The sequence below is a fragment of the Streptomyces sp. NPDC052016 genome (assembly GCF_044548445.1).
Taxonomy (GTDB): Bacteria; Actinomycetota; Actinomycetes; order Streptomycetales; family Streptomycetaceae; genus Streptomyces.
Window position 1 is genome coordinate 1 of the sequence record NZ_JBIUBX010000001.1, and the last position, 16,377, is coordinate 16,377.

Sequence of the window (16,377 nt, forward strand, 5' to 3'; positions counted from 1 at the left end):
CCCCCCCGCCCCCCGGCGCCCCCCCCCCCCCCCCCCCCCCCCCCCCCCCCCCCCCCCCCCCCCCCCCCCCCCCCCCCCCCGCCCCCCCCCCGGCCCCCCCCCCCCCCCCCCCCCCCCCGTGCCGGTGAGGGCTGCACGGGGCTGCAGAGGCCGAGGGTGGCCAGTGCTCCGGTCAGTGCGCGCCCACGGGTGGCGCGCAGGAGGGGCCCGTTTCCCGTGATCTGTCACATGGTGCCCGGATCTGTCCGGATGCTGCCCGAACCTGTGAGCAACCGCACTCGACACGGCAAACCCTCGACGAGCAGGGCGGATTGAGGCGCGCGGTCCCGGTGCGGCGAAGTGCCCCGCCACGGCCTCATGCGTCCCGTCTGCCACCATGGTCCGCGCCGTAACCGACTAGGTGGAGTGGCCGCGCAGCGCAGCCGGCGTTCCCCGGTTTCGCCTGTCCTGTGACCACCGCTCGCCTCTCGGGTACCGCACTGTGTCTTCCGCTCCTGTGTCCGCGCCTCGCCCTGCCCCGGACACCGTCTCCGGCCCCGCCCCGTCCTCCGGGGGGAAGGCCTCGCGTTCGCCCTGGCGGTCCCTGAGGTACCGCAGCATGCGCTGGTGGTCCTTCGCGAACTTCTTGTCGAACGCCGGAACCTGGATGCAGCTGACGGTCCAGAACCTGCTCGTCCTCGAGATCACCGGCTCCGCCGCCGCGACCGGCCTGTCCATGTCCGTCCAGGCCGCGCCCGCGCTCTTCATGAGCGTGCTGGGCGGCGCGGCCGTCGACCGCTGGCCGCGCAAGCTGACGGCGGCCGTCAGCCAGGCCCTGCTCGGCGCGGTCGCCTTCACCACGGCCGTGCTCATCGCGCTGGACCGCCTGGACATGACGTCGCTGATGGTGCTGGCAGCCGTGACCGGCACGATCGCGACCGTCGACGGGCCGGCCTGTGCGCTGCTCGGCAACGACCTCGTGCCGGCGGAGGACGTGCCGTCCGCCATCGGCGTCGGCGCGCTGGTCCACAACGCGGGCCGGCTCGCCGGCGCGGCGCTGGCCGGCATCACGGTGGGCTTCCTCGGCACGGCCGCCGCGTACGCGGCCAACGGGCTGTCGTTCCTCTTCGTGACGGCGGTCATCCCGTTCCTGCGGCCGGCGTACGGCGCGGCCGGGCGTGCGCGGGCCGGCACGCGCGGCGCGCCCGCCCCACCGGTGATCCCGCGGCGGCGCGACCGGCACGCCGACATGACCGTCCGCGAGGGCCTGGTCTTCTTCGCGCGCCGGCCCCGCCTGGTCGCGCTCGCGAGCATCACCGGCATCAGCAGCGTCTTCGGACGGAACTACGGGCTCACCCTCGCCGTGCTCGTCACCGGACCCCTGGCGGGCGGGGCGGGCGCGTTCGGCGCGGTCTCCACGGTCCTCGCCGTCGGCGGCATCCTCGGTGCGGTCCTCGGCGCGCGGCTGCGCAGGCCGACGGTCCGGGCGGTGGGCGCCCTGGCCGCCACGGGAGCGCTGCTCCAGGTGGTGGCGGGACTGTCCCCCTCCTTGGCCGTCCTGCTGATCATGGTCCTTCCCATGGCCGTGGTGCAGTCGCTCTCCGACACCGCCGGCAGGGCCGTCCTGCAGACCGACCCGCCCGCCCACCTGCGGGGGCGCGTGCTCGGCGTGTGGGGCAGCATCGGCACGGTGTGGAGTCTGGGCGGCCCTCCGGTCCTGGGCCTCCTCCTGGAACTGGCCGGCGCCCGCGGCGCCCTGGTGACCGGCGGCCTCCTCATCGCCACCTCGATCGGAGCGGGCTTTCTTCTGCGCGCCCGCCGCAGCCGGCAGCCGGTGCCCGTGCCGGCCCCGGGCGACGAGATCGCCGAGCGGAAGGCCCTGAGCACGGCCGCCTGAGCCGCACCACGCGCGCGGCGGCACGGGCCCCGCACCCGGCGCGGCCCGTTCCGCGAGGGTCGCGCACCTGGCGGCAGCCATGGACGACCCCCGCTGTCCCCACCGGTCGGCCGGGTGGCGGACCGGACCGCACGGAAGATCTTCGGGTCCGCACGTCCGGTTGCCTTCGGCGCGCGCCCTCAGCTCGGTGGCACGAGTTCGCTCGGCGGCCGAATTCGCTCGGTGGCGCGGGTTTCGAGGCCAGGGGTCAGAGCTCGGATCAGGCGATGAGGGCTTGCCCAGGCCCCAGGAGATCCAGCAACTGGGCCTGGTGCAGTTCGGCCACCGGGGCCAACAGGTCGGGGTGACGGAGCAGGGCCGCCGCCTGGCGGTCGCGGGCGTCCGGGGCGACCAGCCGGCGGAACTCCAGCGGAATGCCGGTCGTGTGATCCCCGCCGTGAAGGCCGGCCACAGCCAGCGCGGCCAGCTCGGGGTCCGTGAGGAGGCAGGCCGCCCAGCTCGCCACCACCTCGTCGACCCAGCTGCGCCAGGCCTCGGCCTCCCCGTCCGCCTGCTCGCCCTCGCGCCCGTCGGCGCCGCTGATCCAGTCCAGCTTGGCCGAACCACCCGGGCCCGCCATGCCGACCAGAGCCGCGTCCATCACGGTCGGATACCGCAGCCAGGCCGCGACGGTGACCGCCTGGCGCGCCTGCACCTCGCACAGGGCGGAGGCCAGCGCGCCGCCGGAGGCCGGGTAGGCCCGCGTCAGCCACTGGGCGGTCGCCGCGATGAGGGAGGAGAGGTCTGCGCGCACTGAGGTCCGTCCGGGCTGCGTACGAGAAAACGGGATGCCGGAAACGGTAGCCCGCGGCCCCCGCGGGGCGACATGGCCGAAGCCCAGCCACCGACGTGGCTTCGGCCACACCCGGGCCCCGATCGGCGAGCTCCCCGTACGCCCCGACCGGCGAGCTCCCCGTTGGCCACGGCCGAGGGCTCCCCTTGGCCCCGCCCGGGACCGCCGCCTTGGTCACCGGCTCCGACCGGGAGGGGGACCGCAGGATGAGTCACCGGATCCGCCGGAGGCGTCCCCGCCCTCGCTGTTCCCCGTTCCCGGCGTCCCCGCCCTCGCTGTCCCCGTCCTCGGCGTCCCCGTGCCCCAGGTTCCGGGCGAGGCGCATGTCCCGGTCCCGGTAGGCGTCGGCGGCCTGCGCCGTGTCCCAGGGCAGGGGGGAGGGGGTCGGGTGCGGTCACAGGGGGCGCCTTTCAACGGCCGGGACTCACCGGCCGAGGCTCACCGGCCGAGCAGTGCCCGCATCCTCGGAGGAGCGGCGGCGATCCGGGCCGTCTTCCCCGGCGAACACGTCCGCATTCCGCCGGTTCGGGTGACGCCGGTGTCATGACGCCGGACGTCCGCCGGGGGAGCGGAGCTGTCCACCGGCGGCCGTAGCGGCGCGGCGCGCCGCAGCCGTCCTCGGGCGGCATCGAGAAGAACCGGCTTCCGGGCCGTACCTGGTGGCAGGAGGGGCCGCCCGCCCCGACCGCGCCACCGATACAAGGGACGTACCTCATGAACGCAACCGCTGCCATCGGCGTCACCGGCCTCGGCGTGATGGGCCGCAACCTCGCGCGCAACTTCGCCCGCAACGGCCACACCGTCGCGGTGCACAACCGGAGCGCGGGCCGTACGCGCGCGCTCGTCGAGGAGTTCGGGCACGAGGGTGCGTTCGTCCCCGCGGAGACGGCCGAGCAGTTCGTGGCCGCGCTGCAACGCCCCCGCCGTTTGATGATCATGGTGCAGGCGGGCGCGGTCACCGACGCCGTCATCGACGAGTTCGCCCCGCTCCTCGAGCCCGGTGACATGATCATCGACGGGGGCAACGCGCACTTCGCCGACACCCGCCGCCGCGAGCAGGCCCTGCGCGAGCGCGGCATCCACTTCGTCGGCACCGGTGTCTCCGGCGGTGAGGAGGGGGCCCTGAACGGGCCGTCGATCATGGTCGGCGGCTCGACCGAGTCGTACGAGGTGCTCGGCCCGATGTTCGAGTCCGTCAGCGCGCGGGTCGGCGGCGAGCCCTGCGCCGCTCACGTCGGCACCGACGGCGCCGGCCACTTCGTGAAGATGGTCCACAACGGCATCGAGTACGCGGACATGCAGCTCATCGCGGAGGCGTACGACCTGCTGCGCCAGGTCGCCGGTTACGGTCCCGCCGAGATCGCCGGCATCTTCCGCGCCTGGAACGAGGGCCGGCTCGGCTCCTACCTGATCGAGATCACCGCCGAGGTCCTCGCCCACACCGACGCCGCCACCGGCCGGCCGTTCGTGGACGTCGTCGCGGACGCCGCCGGCCAGAAGGGCACGGGCCGCTGGACCGTGCAGACGGCCCTCGACCTGGCCTCACCGGTCACCGCCATCGCCCAGGCCACCTTCGCCCGCGCCGCCTCCGGCCAGAGTGACCTGCGCGCCGCCTACGCCGGACTGCCCGGGGGCACCACGCCCCCGCTCAGCCGCACGGAGGCCGCACGCTTCACCTCTCAGGTGGAGCACGCCCTGTACGCCTCGAAGGTCATCGCCTACGACCAGGGCTGGAAGATGATCCAGGACGCGGCGGGCGAGTTCGGCTGGAAGATCGACCTGGGCGCCGTCGCCCGGATCTGGCGCGGCGGCTGCATCATCCGCGCCTCCTTCCTGGACCGCATCCGCACCGCGTACGCCGCCGACCCGGAGCTGGTCAGCCTGCTCGCCGAGAAGGAGTTCGCCGCGGAGATCGCCGAGGCCCAGGTGCCCTGGCGGGAGACCGTCGCGTCCGCCGCCCGCCGGGGCATCCCCGTCCCCGCGTTCTCCGCGGCGCTCGCCCACTACGACACCCTGCGCGCCGACCGTCTGCCCGCCGCCCTCCTCCAGGGCCAGCGCGACTACTTCGGCGCCCACACCTACCTGCGCACCGACCGTCCCGGCGCTTTCCACACCCACTGGGCGGCTCCGGGCCGGCCCGAGACGCCGGCGGCGTGAGGGGTCCTGTCCGGCCCGCCCCCGACCGGGCGGGCCGGACCGTCCGTCAGGCGCTCGGCGCCGGGTACGTCGGGTACTCCACGCCGGAGACGTGCTGGACGACCCGGACGACCTGGCAGGAGTAACCGAACTCGTTGTCGTACCAGAGGTAGAGGATCGCGTTGTCGCCCTCGACCTTCAGGGCGCCGGCGTCGACGATCGAGGCGTGGCGCGAGCCGATGAAGTCGCTGGAGACCGCGTCGGGGGCGCTGATGAAGTCGATCTGACGCTTCAGCGGGGAGGTCAGGGACACCTCGCGCAGGTGGTCGAGGACCTCCTCGCGGGTGGTCTCCCGGGCGAGCTGGAGGTTGAGGATCGCGATCGACACGTCCGGCACGGGCACCCGGATGGAGCTGCCGGTGATCCGCGCCTTGAGGTCGGGCAGCGCCTTGGCGACGGCGGAGGCGGCGCCGGTCTCGGTGATGACCATGTTGAGCGGCGCCGACCGGCCCCGCCGGTCGGACTTGTGGTAGTTGTCCAGCAGGTTCTGGTCGTTGGTGAACGAGTGGACGGTCTCCACGTGGCCGCGCTGCACGCCGTACTCGTCCGCCATCGCCTTCAGCGGCGGGACGATCGCGTTGGTGGTGCAGGACGCGCAGGACAGGATCCGCTCGTCCGGCTTGATGGTGTCGTGGTTGACGCCGTGGACGATGTTCGGGACGTCGCCCTTACCCGGGGCGGTCAGGACGACCTTGTCGATGCCGGGACGCAGGTGCTTGGACAGGCCCTCGCGGTCGCGCCACTTGCCGGTGTTGTCGATCAGGATGGCGTCCTTGATGCCGTACGCCGTGTAGTCCACCGCGGTGGGGTCGTCGGCGTAGATCACCCTGATGGCGTTGCCGTTGGCGATGATCGTGCTGTTCGCCTCGTCGACCGTGATCGTGCCCTGGAACTGGCCGTGCACGGAGTCGCGGCGCAGCAGCGAGGCGCGCTTGACGATGTCCTGCTCACCGCCGCCGCGCACGACGATGGCCCGCAGCCGCAGACCGTTGCCGGAGCCGGACTTCTCGATGAGCAGGCGGGCCACCAGGCGGCCGATGCGGCCGAAGCCGTACAGCACGACGTCCCGCGGCTCGCGGCGGTCGATCTTGTTCGCGCCCGTGGCGCCGGCGACGGCGTCGGCGGTGAACTCCCGCACCGACAGGCCGCGGTCGTCGGCCCGGTAGGTCGCGGCGAGCATGCCGATGTCGATCTGGGAGGGGCCGAGGTCCAGCGTGGTGAGGGCCTGGAGGAAGGGCAGCGTCTCGGTGACCGAGAGCTCCTCACCGGCGATCTGCCGGGCGAAGCGATGGGTCTTCAGGATGCTCACCACCGACTTGTTCACCAGGGAGCGGCTGTGCAGCAGGACCGTGACGTCCCGCTCCCGGTGGAGCTTGCCGATCATCGGGATCATCGACTCCGCGATCTCCTCGCGGTTCTTCCAGTTGGTGAACGAGTCCTCGTTGACAGTCACAGGTATCTCTTTCGAGCTAGGTGGCGCTCGTATGTTAACCCCCTGCTCATTCGATCATTCAAGCGCCCACCTGTGCAGCGCCGGGCGCGGTCGCGGCCGGGACCGGTGACGGGACGGTCGGCGGAGCGGGGCCATGGCCAAAGGGCCTGAAAACGCGGGGGGTTGGGAGATGGAATCCGCTGTGCCGGCCCGGCGTGGCGTGCTCCGGAGGGCCGCCTGCCGGGCCTCTCGGGTGGGGGACGTCACCGAAAGTCCGCGAACATCGCCGAAATGCTCCGACTCCGTCGGTGCGGAAGGGGCGATACCAGCTCAGGATAGACGTGGCTGCCCTAGGCTTGGCCCGTCACGGGAGCGGGGTCAGCCATGGCTGCCGTGGCTGATCACGGAGGGAGTGCTGTGTCGAATCCTCGGCTGGGGGAGCAGCTCTTGGCCGACGGCCCGGCCCGGGCCGCCCGGCTTTGTCCCGCTGCGGACGGCAGCGCGGAAGCGCTCTGGGGCGGCGTGGACCACCCCGTGCTGACGGAGGTGCTGCGGCAGCTGGTGGCGCGGGAGACGCGCGCGGCGGGACCGGTGATCGCGTACTACGAGGACAGTCCCTGAGGTGAGTCACGGTCCCCCAGGGGGAGCGGCGGCCGCGGCCGACGTGCACACGTCGGCCCCCTGGCCGCACCGGTTGCTGGACGTACCCGCTCTCCGGCGCGCGGGCACCGCGCCGGTTCCCTTCCACCAGTTCGTGCTCAAGCTGCACAGCCGCTGCAACCTGCTGTGCGGCTACTGCTACGTGTACACCGCGGCGGACACCAGCTGGCGGCGGCGCCCGGCGCGCGTGACGGAGGCCGTACTGGCGCGCAGCGCCCAGCGGATCGGCGAGCACGTGGCCGCCCACGGCCTCGACCGCATCCGCGTCGAACTGCACGGCGGTGAGCCCCTGCTGGGCGGCGCCGACACTGCACTGCGGCAGGCCGCCGAAGTGCGCGCCGCCGTGCGCGCCTCCTCCGGCGCCGGCTGCGAGGTGCAGGTGAGCGTCCAGACCAACGGCACCCTGCTCACCACGGACGTCGTCCGTCGACTCGCCGCGGAGGGCATCCGTGTCGGCGTCAGCCTCGACGGCGGTCGCCCGCACCACAACAAACGGCGCGTCGACCACGCGGGCCGCCCCTCCTGGGACGCCGCGACCCGTGGCCTCGCCGTCCTCGCCCGCCATCCCGAGGCCTACGCCGGCATCCTGTGCACCATCGACCTCGACCTGGACCCCGTCGAGGTCTACGACTCCCTGCTGGAGTTCCGCCCCGCCGCCCTCGACCTGCTCCTGCCGCACGCCAACTGGGCGGCGCCCCCGCCCGGCAAGGGCCCCTCCAGCGCGGGCTCGGCGCCGTACGGGGAGTGGCTCGCCCAGGCCTTCGACCGGTGGTTCGACGGCGGCCGGTACCGGACCCGGATCCGGCTGTTCACCGAGATCATCGGGCTGCTCCTCGGCTTCTCCAGCGGCGCGGAGGCCGTCGGGCTCTCGCCGGTCGCCGCCGTCCTGGTGGAGACCGACGGCGTCATCGAACAGGTGGACTCCCTCAAAGCGGCCTACCAGGAGGCCCCCGCGACCGGCATGGACGTCTTCCGCAACAGCTTCGACGACGTCCTGGAGCATCCCGGCATCGCCGCACGGCAGCTGGGCAGGGCCGCGCTCTCCGAGGCGTGCCGCTCCTGCCCGGTGGTCCGCGTCTGCGGCGGAGGCCACTACGCCCACCGCTACCGGCCGGGCAGCGGATTCCGCAACCCGTCCGTGTACTGCGCCGACCTGGAGTTGCTGATCCGTCACATCGCCCGCAGACTCGAAGGGGTGCTGGGGGCCGGTCCGCTCCTGTCCGGTTGAAGCCGTTGTGATTGCAGACGAGTTGAAGCCGCGTCAAAATCTTGGTGTGAGCACCGTCGGGGGAACGGCCGTGGCAGAGGACGTCTGGCGCGCGCAGAGCAGCTGGTCGCAGGCGGCGAACCGGAGCAGGGCGGCGATCGCACGAGCCCGCGCGGTGACACTCGGCTGCGCGGTCGCGGCAGCCGTACTCGGTGTCGCCGCCTCCCAACTCATGGGTACATTACCGGCGTTGGGCCGCGGTTTCTCCTTCCTCGCCCTGCTCGCCGCCGGGGCCGTCCCGCTCGCCGCCCGGGGCGCCGCACCCGACCGGGTGCGTGAGTGGACCCGGCTGCGCTCGGTCTCCGAGGAGCTGAAGAGCCAGGCCTACGTCTACCTGGCCGGGGTCGGCCCCTACCGCGACCCGGACACCCGCGACGCCGAACTCCTCGGCCGCACCGACGCGTTGCTGACCCGGGTGGCCGATCTCGACGCCGTCGCCCGGCAGTTCACCCCCGCCGACCGGCCGCTGCCCCCCGTCGGCGACGCGGCCGGCTACGTCACCACCCGGCTGCGCGGCCAACTCGACCACTACTACCGGCCGAAGGCCGACGAGATGGCCCGCCGAGCCCGCCGCGTGGAACGTGCGGGCGTGGCCCTCGCGGCCCTGTCCGTCCTCCTGGGCGCGGTGGCCGGCGCCTTCGCCGTGGAACAGGCCGCCGCCTGGATCCCCGTCGTCGCGGCCGTCTCGGCCTCGGTGGTCTCCCACGGGGCCTCCGCGCGCTACGTCGCCCTGCACCTCGAGTACAACACCACCGCCGCGGAGCTGGAGCGCATCCTCCGCTGGTGGCAGCGGCTCGACCCCACCACCGACGCGGACGCCGACCGGCTGGCGGAGCGCACGGAACACGTCGTCTCGGTACAGAACGAGGGCTGGATGGCCAAGTGGACAGCGGACTGAAGGCGGGGCAAGGGTGGTCAAGGTGTTCATCAGCCACAGCACCAGCGAGGATCCGCAGACCGCGGAGTTGAGGGACGCCATAGCCCGTGGCCTCCAGGACCGCGACTACCGCGTCCTGCTGGACGTCGACATCAGACTGCCCGGCCGGCCCTGGCAGCTCAAGCTCGCCCGGTTCCTGGGCGAGTGCGACGCCGCGCTCGTCCTGGTGAACGAGGACGCCCTCGACTCCTCCTGGGTGCGCCGCGAGACCAACATCCTGCACTGGCGCAAGACCCTGTACCCCGACATGGTGCTGATCACCGTCCTCGTCAACGACGTGACCTCGGGGCTGCTGAGGAAGTCCGACCTGCGCTACCTCGCGGACGACGACGTGGAACGCGCCACCAACCGGGCGCCGGCGCAGGAGGCCCGGCGGCTCGTCGAGCGGTTCCCGGAGATCCGCGCGGCCGACGACGCCGTCAGCAAGTGGCTGTCGAACATCGGCGTCCAGCTCAACCACATCCAGGACCCCTCCGTCTTCGGCCGGATGGCGGCCGCGCTCGGCCTTCCCCAGGAGGAGCTCGGCCTGCTCACCCCGGGGCTCGGCCACCTGTTCCTGGCCTCCCAGATGCTCGACACCCACCACGTCGAGAGACTCGCCAACGCGGTCGTCGAAGCCTGGATGGGCGGCCTGGAGAGCAGCCGGGCGCGGCAGCTCGCGGACATGGTCCTGCCCGTCTGGATCGACCGGGACGAGGCCCGGCGCATCGTGCGGGAGACGGACGGCTCCACCCGCCGCGTCGTCGTCCTGAACGTGCACAACCCGGAGATAGGCGAGCAGTACCTGGCACGCGCGTTCTGCGTCGACCTGACGCGGTACTTCGCCGCGGGGGTCCCGGGCGAGGAGGACGCCGAGGGACCGCTGATCGAGCAGTGCGAGAAGGCGGTGAAGTACTACGTCGGCCTCGACCCGCACGACGAACTCGACCACCCGGAGGAGCCCACGCAATCCGGCCGGTTCTTCCTGGTGCTGGACGCGCGCAAGTGCGACCTGGCCATGGTGCACCGGGTCGTGACCCACCTGCAGGACAAGGTCCCCTGGCTGCACGTCCTGGTCGTGCCCGGCCGGCGTGCCGACCCGCGCGGGCGCTGGCCCGGAAACCCTGACGAAGTGCTGGTTATCGACCCACCGTTCGGGCAGAACCATGAGACTCTGGTCAAGGGAGTCAAACGGCGATTGCTCGAGCGTCTGAACTCCAGGGGGGCGTGATGACGGACAATCAGGTGCGCGCGGGAGAGCGGCCCGAGGACCCGACCGACGTCGAATGGCTCGACACACCCGACCGCAGCGACGGCCGCGTCTACGTGATGCCGGAGGACCTCCGCTTCGCGGTGCGCGTCGCCCTCGCCACCGGGCGCCCGCTGCTCCTGCGCGGCATGCCGGGCTCGGGCAAGTCCTCCCTGGCACCGTACATCGCCACCCAGATGCAGTGGCGCTACTACGAACACGTCGTCACCTACCGCACCCAGCCGCGCGACCTGCTGTGGAGCTTCGACAGCGTCCGGCGGCTCGCCGACGCCCAGGTCGCCGTGCGCCAGGGGGCGACGCCCGACGACGCCAGCTACGTGGAGCCCGGCGTCCTGTGGTGGGCACTCGCGCCCGACTCGGCCCGCCGGCGCGGCAGGCCGGACGGCGTCGAGGTCACCGACCCCTGCCCGGACCCCCTGGAAGAGGTCAACTCCACCCGCAGGCCCGACCGGGCCGTCGTCCTCATCGACGAGATCGACAAGGCCGACCCGGACGTACCGAACAGCCTGCTGGTGCCGCTGGGCTCCCACCGGTTCACCGTGGCCGAGATCGGCCGGGAGATCCGCACCGAACGTCCGGCGGGCCAGGAGAGCGAGTCCAAGGACGAGGGCCGCCGCGCCCGCCACCTCGTCGTCCTGACCACCAACGAGGAACGGGAGCTGCCGCAGGCACTGCTGCGGCGCTGCGTGGTCCACGTGCTGCCGGAGCACGACCACGCCATGCTGGTCCGGATCGCCGAGGAGCACATGGCGCTGTGGCCCGGCGAGGTGACGGACGCCGACCGGGCACTCGCCGGCGCGGTGGCCGGCGAGCTCATGAAGGTCCGCCAGCACGCCGACAAGCAGGGCGTCCGCCGCCCCAGCACGGCCGAGTACCTCGACGCCCTGCTCGCCTGCCGGTCGCTGGGCATCCGCCCCGGCGACCACGAGTGGCAGCTGCTCACCCGCAACGTCCTGATCAAACCCCAGCAGATGGCCGGTGACCGCGCATGATGGGGGAGGCCTGGCTGGGCGACGTCGCCCGAGCCGCGCGCGCCCTCGGAGCCCGCACCCCGGACGACTTCGCCCGCATCGCGGGACTGCTCGGCGTCGGGGGCGGCCCCGCCGACTCCGCGCGGCACCCACGAGCGGAGGAGGGCCGGGGCGAACCCGCCCGGCAGACGAACGCCCGCGAGGAGCACCCCGAGCGGCACCCCCCCGAGCGCAACCAGCCCCTGTTCCGGCGCCGCCCCACACCCGCCGGGGCCGGCACGGTGACCGTCCTCGTCCCCGTCGAACAGCAGCCCCGGCACCCCACCCGCTGGACCACCGACCCCATGGCCCGCCCCCGCGGCCGCGACGAGCCCCCCACCCGCCTCCCGCACCTCCCGCTGCTCGCCCCCCGCTCCACCGCGGCGCTCCTCACCGTCCTGCTCGCCAGGGTCACCCGCGACGGCGAACTCGACGTCGAACGCGCCACCGAGGAACTCGCCCACGCCCGCCCCCTCACCGCCATCCCCCGCCTGCCGCTGCCGACCCTGCGCTACGGCGTGCAGATCCTCGCCGACACCTCCGCCGCCATGGAGCCCTTCGCCCGTGACGTCGAGGACGTGATCGGCCATGTGCGCGCGCTCGCCGGCGTCGCCGGCACCCAGGTCCTGCGCTTCGCCGACGTACCTCTGCGCGGCGCCGGCCCCGGCCCCCGGACCACCTGGCAGCGGCCCTACCGGCCGCCCAGGCCCGGTGTGCGGGTGCTGATCCTGTCCGACCTCGGCGCCGGCGGATCCCTGCTCAGTCCCTGGCGCGCCACCGAGCAGGAGTGGCGCACCACCATCGACTCCATCCATCAGCGCGGCTGCGAACCCGTGGCCCTGGTGCCGCTGCCCGAGCGGCACTGGCCCGACTGGGCGGCCCGCACCCGGCTGCCCATGGTGGCCTGGGACCGCGGCACCACCGTCGGCAAGGCGCTGGGAGCCCGGCGGTGAGCGTGCGCTCCGGGCCCGGCCGCGACCTGGCCGTGCTGCTGAGCATCGCCGCCCGCATCGAACCCGAGTTGATGCGGGCCGTACGGCTGCGCGCGGCCCGGGGTCTCGACGTCGCCGCCGAGGTCGACCTGTGGTTCGGCGAGCTGGTCGAGCACCGCGGCTTCGGCTTCGTCGTCCTGGACACCGGGCTGCTGCCCGAACTGCGCGCGGAACTCGGCAACCGGCTGCGGAGGGCCGCCGCGGACGACCCCATCCACAACCTCTGGCCCACCTTCCAGGAGGTGCGCGCCGGGCAGAGCCCCGCCATGATCACCCAGGAGACGGCGACCTGGCAGGCCGTCAGTGGCGGACGCGAGGCCGACCAGCGGATCGAGGAGTCGCTCCAGCCCGCCCTGCGTGCCCTGGTCGAGGAGGACCGCGAGGGCGTCGCCCGCTGGTTCCTCGGCGCCTGGGACACCCTGCCCGAGCGGGTGCAGCGCTCCACCACCGCCTGGCAGCTGCTGACCCTCTCCGCGGTCAAGCTCGCCGAGGACCCCCCGAAGGCGCCCCGGCCCCAGCGTCTGGCGCTCTCCGACGTCTCCGTGATCGCCGAGGGACTGCCCCAGGTGCCGCTGTACCTGCGGTGGGCCGAACCCCGGCTGGTGGTCAGCGACAGCGCCCTGGGGCCCGACGCCTTCGCCATCACCGTCCCGGACACCGATCCGCGCGTCGTGGAGCTGGTCACCGCCACGTCCATCCGCACGATCCTCATCGAACGCGACACGGCCGTCGAGGAGTGGGTCGGCCCGGGCAGCGGCTGGCTCAACACCGCCGACGGCGCGATGTACCTGCTGCCGGCCCCGCCGGCCGCGGAACCCGAGCCCGTCCCCCCGGCGGAGCCGGCGGCGGGCGCGACGGGGGAGACGACGGACGGTGAGCCGGACACCGGCGGCAGCCCGGAGCGCACCCCGGCCACCGGCCACATCAGCATCTGCTACGCCGGCGAGAGCCGCTCCTGGGCCATGTGGACGGCACGCCAGCTGGAGCGGGCCGGCTGCACCACCACCCTGCTGCACTGGGACACCGCCTCCCGCACCCCCACCGAGTCGCTCGGCGCGCTGCTCGCCGCGCCGGGACAGGTCCTGCTGTTGGTCAACGAGCGTGCCCTGCGCCGGGACCTGCACACCGCCCAGGCCTGGTCCGAGGCGTTCCGGCTGATCGTGGGCCCCCACCGGGAGCGCTTCGCGGCGATCGCCCTGACCTCCGAGCACCTGCCCGAGGGCGCCGGCCTGCTGCGCCCGCTCGACCTCGCCGGACTCGACGAGGAGGAGGCCCGGCGCCTGCTCCTCGAACGGCTCGGCGTCCCGGCCGGAGACCCCCCGGACACCCCGGACGGTCCCCGCTTCCCGAACGAACCTCCCCAGGTCCTCGAGGCCCCCCGCCGCAACGGGTACTTCACCGGCCGCAAGGACGACCTGGAGGAGGTCTCGGAACTGCTCGCCGAGTCCGGCCCCGCCGGGGCACGGGTCGTCCTGCACGGCATTCCGGGCGTCGGCAAGAGCCAGCTTGCCACCGAGTACGCCCACCGCTACGGCGACGGCTACGACGTCGTCTGGTGGATCAGGGCCTCCGAACGCAGCCGGGCCCGCGAGGAGTTCGCCTCCCTCGCCGTCCACCTGGAACTGGCGGCGGGCCGCGACGCCGGTGAACGCATCCGCGCCGTGCACGCCGCCCTGCGCGAGCGCACCGGGCCCCGGCAGCGCTGGCTGCTGATCTTCGACGGAGCGGACGACGTCTCGGAGATCCGCGACCTGATCCCGGAGGGCCGGGGCGACGTGCTCGTCACCAGCCTCACCCGGGACTGGGTCAGCCTGCTGGGCTTCCAGGAGTACACGGTCCGGCCCTTCACCCGGAACGAGAGCGTCGCCTTCATCCTGCGCCGGGTGCTCCGCGCCACCGCGGCGGAAGCGGAGCAACTCGCCGAGGCCGCCCAGGACCTCCCCCTGGTTCTCGCGCAGACCACCGCCTGGCTGAGCGCCAACCAGAGCGAGCCGGTCGCCGAGTACGCCGACGCCCTCCAGCGGCAGTCCCCGGCCGAGCTGGCCGTCACGATCGAGGCCGACTACCCCCAGGGCTTCGTGGTGTCCTGGGCGCACTTCCTCAACGCCCTGCGCGAGCGCAATCCGGAGGCCGCGGACCTGATCGAGCTGATGGCGATGTTCTCCCCGGACGCGATCCCCGTCCAGCTCATCACCGCCGCGCCCACCAGTGTCTTCCCACCCGGCAGTCTCGCCGGCACGGTCTCCGACTCCATCCGGTGGGACAAGGCGCTCGAGGCCCTGGCCGACCTCACCGCGATCCACCTCAACCACACCCAGGACCCCTCCCTGGAGTACGGCGTCGAGTCGGCCCAGATGCACCGGCTGTACCACCGCTTCATCCGCGGCAACCTCGACGCCCGGACCCGGGCGAGCCTGTCCGCCGCCGCCTGCGCCATCCTGGCCGCGGCGAACCCCGGCCGGCCCGTGGATCCGCGCGAGTGGCCCGCCTACGCCCGGCTGATCCCGCACCTGGACCACGCGGGCGTCCTGGAACGCGACGAGCCGAACGTGCGCACCCTGCTGCTGGACTGCATCAACAACCTCCGCGTGCGCGGCGAGTACGACACCGGTCTTCGGCTGTGCCAGCAGGCGGTGGCCCAGTGGCGGGCCCGGCATCCGGGCACCGACCGGGACATGCTGATCCTGGTGCACCAGCACGCCAACCTGCTGCGGCGGATGGGCCGTTACCGGGACGCGGAGGCCGTCGGGGCCGAGGTCGTGGACCTGCTGGCGTCCCGTGAGCCCGACGATCCCGACCTCCTGCGCGCCAAGGACGGCCTGGGCGGCACGCTGATGGCTCTGGGCCGCTTCTCCCGCGCCCGGGAGCTGTTCGAGGAGGTGTGGCACGGCCACGCGGCCCGCTTCGGACAGGACAGCGACCGCGCCCTGGAGGCGAAGAGCAACATGGCCCTCACTCTGGGCCTGCTCGGCCGCTACCAGGAATCCCTCGACCTGCACCGGGAGCTGTTCGAACTGCGCAGCCGCCGGCACGGCGCGGACCACTTCTCCACCCTCTACTCGGGCCTGCACATGGCGTGGATGACCCGTCTGCTGGGACGCTACCGGGACGCGCTGTCCCTGCAGCAGCACAACGCCCGTCTGCACAGCCGCACCCTCGGCCCCCACCACCCGCAGACCCTGCGCGCCGAGCACAACCTTGCCCAGTGCCTGCGCCGGGACGGACTGGTCGACGAGGCCGCCTCCCTCTTCACGAGCGTCCTCAAGCGCTCCGAGCAGGCCCAGGGCGAATGGCACCCCGAGTCGCTGATGATGGCGGCCGACCGGACCACCCTGATACGCGAGGACAGCCCCCGCGAGGCCCACGCACTGGCCCGCACCGTCTACGACCGCTACCTGAGCCTGCTCGGCCCCGACCACGCCTACACGGCGGGCTCGCTGAGCAACCTGGCGCTGGCCCAGCTCTCCGACGGCGGCGAGCTCGCCGAGGCGGAGGCCTCCGCGCAGACCGCCTGGCGGCTGATGACCCGCGCGGTCGGCGACGAGCACCCCTGGACCCTGGGCTGCCGGCTGAACCTCACCGCCATGCTCGCCCACGCGGGACGGGCAGAGGCGGCACTCGTCCACGACGGCGAGCTGGCCGGCCTCGCCGCCGGGCGTCTCGGGAGCCGGCACCCGCTCACCCTCGCCGCGGAGACCGCCCGCGCCCACGACCTGCGCGAGCTGGGCCGCGCCGACGAGGCCGAGGCCGTACGGCAGGAGACGGTGGCCCGGCTCCGCGACACCCTCGGACCCCAGCATCCGCACACCCGGTCGGCGGATCAACTGGAACGCCCACACTGGGACTTCGAACCGCAGCCCATCTGATCCACGGCCCGTCCGACCCCCGGTCCACCCGCTTCACAGCCCGCCCGATCACAGCCCGCC

Annotated in this window: 11 protein-coding genes; 9 read left to right on the forward strand and 2 right to left on the reverse strand. The window is 73.5% G+C overall.

The genetic code is table 11. From position 1 onward, the window contains the following. Nucleotides 1-598 precede the first annotated feature (598 nt). Nucleotides 599-1,876, forward strand: a complete 1,278-nt coding sequence (locus tag ACIHAR_RS00005; protein WP_400015447.1) for an MFS transporter — start codon at nucleotides 599-601, stop codon at nucleotides 1,874-1,876. Nucleotides 1,877-2,135: 259 nt separating this feature from the next. On the opposite strand, the gene ACIHAR_RS00010 is transcribed toward ACIHAR_RS00005, so the two are convergent. Beyond that, nucleotides 2,136-2,669, reverse strand: coding sequence for a hypothetical protein (locus ACIHAR_RS00010; protein ID WP_365456853.1), 534 nt, complete (start codon nucleotides 2,667-2,669; stop codon nucleotides 2,136-2,138). Nucleotides 2,670-3,422: 753 nt separating this feature from the next. On the opposite strand from ACIHAR_RS00010, the gene gndA reads away from it, so the two are divergent. Next, nucleotides 3,423-4,865 (forward strand): NADP-dependent phosphogluconate dehydrogenase, encoded by a 1,443-nt coding sequence (gndA, locus tag ACIHAR_RS00015; protein ID WP_400015450.1) that lies wholly within the window; start codon nucleotides 3,423-3,425, stop codon nucleotides 4,863-4,865. A gap of 46 nt (nucleotides 4,866-4,911) precedes the next feature. Here gndA and ACIHAR_RS00020 read toward each other — a convergent pair whose 3' ends face one another. After that, nucleotides 4,912-6,357 carry a glyceraldehyde-3-phosphate dehydrogenase gene (locus ACIHAR_RS00020; RefSeq protein ID WP_365456847.1) on the reverse strand — a complete coding sequence of 482 codons (1,446 nt, stop codon included), beginning with the start codon at nucleotides 6,355-6,357 and terminating at the stop codon, nucleotides 4,912-4,914. Between the two features lie 396 nt (nucleotides 6,358-6,753). Between ACIHAR_RS00020 and ACIHAR_RS00025 the strand changes: the two genes are divergently transcribed. From ACIHAR_RS00025 to fxsT, 7 genes are all read left to right on the forward strand, one after another. Further along, a complete protein-coding gene (locus tag ACIHAR_RS00025; RefSeq protein ID WP_384655001.1) occupies nucleotides 6,754-6,957 on the forward strand; it encodes a hypothetical protein in 204 nt (67 codons plus the stop codon). 1 nt (nucleotide 6,958) lies between these two features. After that, a complete protein-coding gene (locus tag ACIHAR_RS00030) occupies nucleotides 6,959-8,224 on the forward strand; it encodes an FxsB family cyclophane-forming radical SAM/SPASM peptide maturase (protein WP_400015452.1) in 1,266 nt (421 codons plus the stop codon). Between the two features lie 70 nt (nucleotides 8,225-8,294). Continuing rightward, nucleotides 8,295-9,161, forward strand: coding sequence for a DUF4231 domain-containing protein (locus ACIHAR_RS00035; RefSeq protein WP_400015454.1), 867 nt, complete (start codon nucleotides 8,295-8,297; stop codon nucleotides 9,159-9,161). Between the two features lie 22 nt (nucleotides 9,162-9,183). Next, a complete protein-coding gene (locus ACIHAR_RS00040; protein WP_365456835.1) occupies nucleotides 9,184-10,410 on the forward strand; it encodes a toll/interleukin-1 receptor domain-containing protein in 1,227 nt (408 codons plus the stop codon). Further along, the gene (locus ACIHAR_RS00045; RefSeq protein ID WP_365456832.1) at nucleotides 10,410-11,441 is read left to right on the forward strand and encodes a MoxR family ATPase; all 1,032 of its coding nucleotides are present in this window, start codon (nucleotides 10,410-10,412) and stop codon (nucleotides 11,439-11,441) included. The genes ACIHAR_RS00040 and ACIHAR_RS00045 overlap by 1 nt, the downstream gene beginning before the upstream one ends. Beyond that, a complete protein-coding gene (locus ACIHAR_RS00050; protein ID WP_400015457.1) occupies nucleotides 11,438-12,412 on the forward strand; it encodes a hypothetical protein in 975 nt (324 codons plus the stop codon). Before ACIHAR_RS00045 ends, ACIHAR_RS00050 begins: the two co-directional genes overlap by 4 nt. After that, nucleotides 12,409-16,317 carry an FxSxx-COOH system tetratricopeptide repeat protein gene (gene fxsT / locus ACIHAR_RS00055; protein ID WP_400015459.1) on the forward strand — a complete coding sequence of 1,303 codons (3,909 nt, stop codon included), beginning with the start codon at nucleotides 12,409-12,411 and terminating at the stop codon, nucleotides 16,315-16,317. Before ACIHAR_RS00050 ends, fxsT begins: the two co-directional genes overlap by 4 nt. Nucleotides 16,318-16,377: the final 60 nt, after the last annotated feature.

What these genes read in the sequence shown, in the direction of transcription:
- ACIHAR_RS00005 (WP_400015447.1), top strand. Translation starts at nt 599, where the DNA reads ATGCGCTGGTGGTCCTTCGCGAACTTCTTGTCGAACGCCGGAACCTGG.
- gndA (WP_400015450.1), top strand. Translation starts at nt 3,423, where the DNA reads ATGAACGCAACCGCTGCCATCGGCGTCACCGGCCTCGGCGTGATGGGC.
- ACIHAR_RS00045 (WP_365456832.1), top strand. Translation starts at nt 10,410, where the DNA reads ATGACGGACAATCAGGTGCGCGCGGGAGAGCGGCCCGAGGACCCGACC.
- ACIHAR_RS00050 (WP_400015457.1), top strand. Translation starts at nt 11,438, where the DNA reads ATGATGGGGGAGGCCTGGCTGGGCGACGTCGCCCGAGCCGCGCGCGCC.